A 2,500-nucleotide genomic window follows, 5' to 3' on the forward strand; every position below is an offset into this window, starting at 1 on the left:
GCTCGTCCGCTCAGGGTTAGTCAGGACCTAAGCCGAGGCCGACAGGCGTAGGCGATGGACAACAGGTTGATATTCCTGTACCACCTCTTTATCGTTTGAGCAATGGAGGGACGCAGAAGGATAGAAGAAGCGTGCGATTGGTTGTGCACGTCCAAGCAGTTAGGCTGATAAGTAGGCAAATCCGCTTATCGTAAAGGCTGAGCTGTGATGGGGAAGCTCCTTATGGAGCGAAGTCTTTGATTCCCCGCTGCCAAGAAAAGCTTCTAGCGAGATAAAAGGTGCCTGTACCGCAAACCGACACAGGTAGGCGAGGAGAGAATCCTAAGGTGTGCGAGAGAACTCTGGTTAAGGAACTCGGCAAAATGACCCCGTAACTTCGGGAGAAGGGGTGCTTTCTTAACGGAAAGCCGCAGTGAATAGGCCCAAGCGACTGTTTAGCAAAAACACAGCTCTCTGCGAAGCCGTAAGGCGAAGTATAGGGGGTGACACCTGCCCGGTGCTGGAAGGTTAAGGAGAGGGGTTAGCGTAAGCGAAGCTCTGAACTGAAGCCCCAGTAAACGGCGGCCGTAACTATAACGGTCCTAAGGTAGCGAAATTCCTTGTCGGGTAAGTTCCGACCCGCACGAAAGGTGTAACGATTTGGGCACTGTCTCAACCAGAGACTCGGTGAAATTATAGTACCTGTGAAGATGCAGGTTACCCGCGACAGGACGGAAAGACCCCGTGGAGCTTTACTGTAGCCTGATATTGAATTTTGGTACAGTTTGTACAGGATAGGCGGGAGCCATTGAAACCGGAGCGCTAGCTTCGGTGGAGGCGCTGGTGGGATACCGCCCTGACTGTATTGAAATTCTAACCTACGGGTCTTATCGACCCGGGAGACAGTGTCAGGTGGGCAGTTTGACTGGGGCGGTCGCCTCCTAAAGTGTAACGGAGGCGCCCAAAGGTTCCCTCAGAATGGTTGGAAATCATTCGTAGAGTGCAAAGGCATAAGGGAGCTTGACTGCGAGACCTACAAGTCGAGCAGGGACGAAAGTCGGGCTTAGTGATCCGGTGGTTCCGCATGGAAGGGCCATCGCTCAACGGATAAAAGCTACCCCGGGGATAACAGGCTTATCTCCCCCAAGAGTCCACATCGACGGGGAGGTTTGGCACCTCGATGTCGGCTCATCGCATCCTGGGGCTGTAGTCGGTCCCAAGGGTTGGGCTGTTCGCCCATTAAAGCGGTACGCGAGCTGGGTTCAGAACGTCGTGAGACAGTTCGGTCCCTATCCGTCGTGGGCGTAGGAAATTTGAGAGGAGCTGTCCTTAGTACGAGAGGACCGGGATGGACGCACCGCTGGTGTACCAGTTGTTCTGCCAAGGGCATAGCTGGGTAGCTATGTGCGGAAGGGATAAGTGCTGAAAGCATCTAAGCATGAAGCCCCCCTCAAGATGAGATTTCCCATAGCGTAAGCTAGTAAGATCCCTGAAAGATGATCAGGTTGATAGGTTCGAGGTGGAAGCATGGTGACATGTGGAGCTGACGAATACTAATAGATCGAGGACTTAACCATATAATATGTAGCAATGTTATCTAGTTTTGAAGGAATATGCCTTCATAGTTTGGTGATGATGGCAGAGAGGTCACACCCGTTCCCATACCGAACACGGAAGTTAAGCTCTCTAGCGCCGATGGTAGTTGGGACCTTGTCCCTGTGAGAGTAGGACGTCGCCAAGCAAGAACCTAAGTCATTTTGACTTAGGTTTTTTTGTGTTTATTTTTATTATTTTAAATTTAAAGGTAAGAATTACCTTTATAAGAATATAGTCCAGATGTAACAAGAATGTTTGTGATCTTATATAAAAAGGTTATATGAAAAGTAGCAATCTAGCTCTTTTAACATAACCTTTTGTGTTTTTAAAGGATTTTACATTAGAAAAAATCTATAATTAAGGTAGTTAACATATATTTTTGATGGGTGTGGGGGATTATGAAAGAAATATGCATGTTATTAGTGGCTGTTATATTATGGGGCACAGCCATTGCGCCAACAAAATGGGCGTTAGAATCTATTCAGCCGTTTACTTTGTTGTTTATTCGTCTTTTCTTTGCAGGTGGAATTTGTATGCTATTCTCATTTAAGCAACTACAAAAATCAGTTGTACATAAAAAAGTTCCATGGAAAAGAATGAGTTTGTTAGCTTTTACCGGTGTAGCTGGTTATTTTATGTTTACATCCTACGGTATTTCTTTAACCAGTGGATTACATGTGAGTATTATAGATGCTGCATTACCATTAGTTACAATTCTTTTTTCAGCACTCTTTTTGAAAGAGAAAATTCGATTGAATTATTGGATAGGAATTATATTGGGTGCTATAGGAGTACTCTTTATTACGATTCCATCTAAAAGTGCTAATCAAGAAGTGTCTTTAATAGGAGATATACTGATATTATTAAGTACTTTTCTATTTGCTTTCTACACAGTTTTGCTAAAACGGCCAAAACAAGAACAGTA

1 protein-coding gene and 2 rRNA genes (2 of these 3 running past the window's edge) are annotated in these 2,500 nt (G+C 45.6%); all 3 read left to right on the plus strand.

The features are described from left to right. A 23S ribosomal RNA gene (locus NST27_RS01600) occupies positions 1-1,556 on the plus strand; it begins 1,366 nt to the left of the window's first position. Between the two features lie 48 nt (positions 1,557-1,604). Next, positions 1,605-1,720, plus strand: a 5S ribosomal RNA gene (gene rrf, locus NST27_RS01605). Positions 1,721-1,973: 253 nt separating this feature from the next. After that, positions 1,974-2,500: the 5' portion of a DMT family transporter gene (locus tag NST27_RS01610; protein ID WP_000658284.1), read on the plus strand. The gene runs 394 nt beyond the window's last position; the window shows 527 of its 921 coding nt (coding positions 1-527); it begins with the start codon at positions 1,974-1,976; its stop codon lies beyond the right edge, outside the window.

Source organism: Bacillus sp. FSL W8-0770 (genome assembly GCF_038008705.1).
GTDB lineage: Bacteria > Bacillota > Bacilli > Bacillales > Bacillaceae_G > Bacillus_A > Bacillus_A cereus.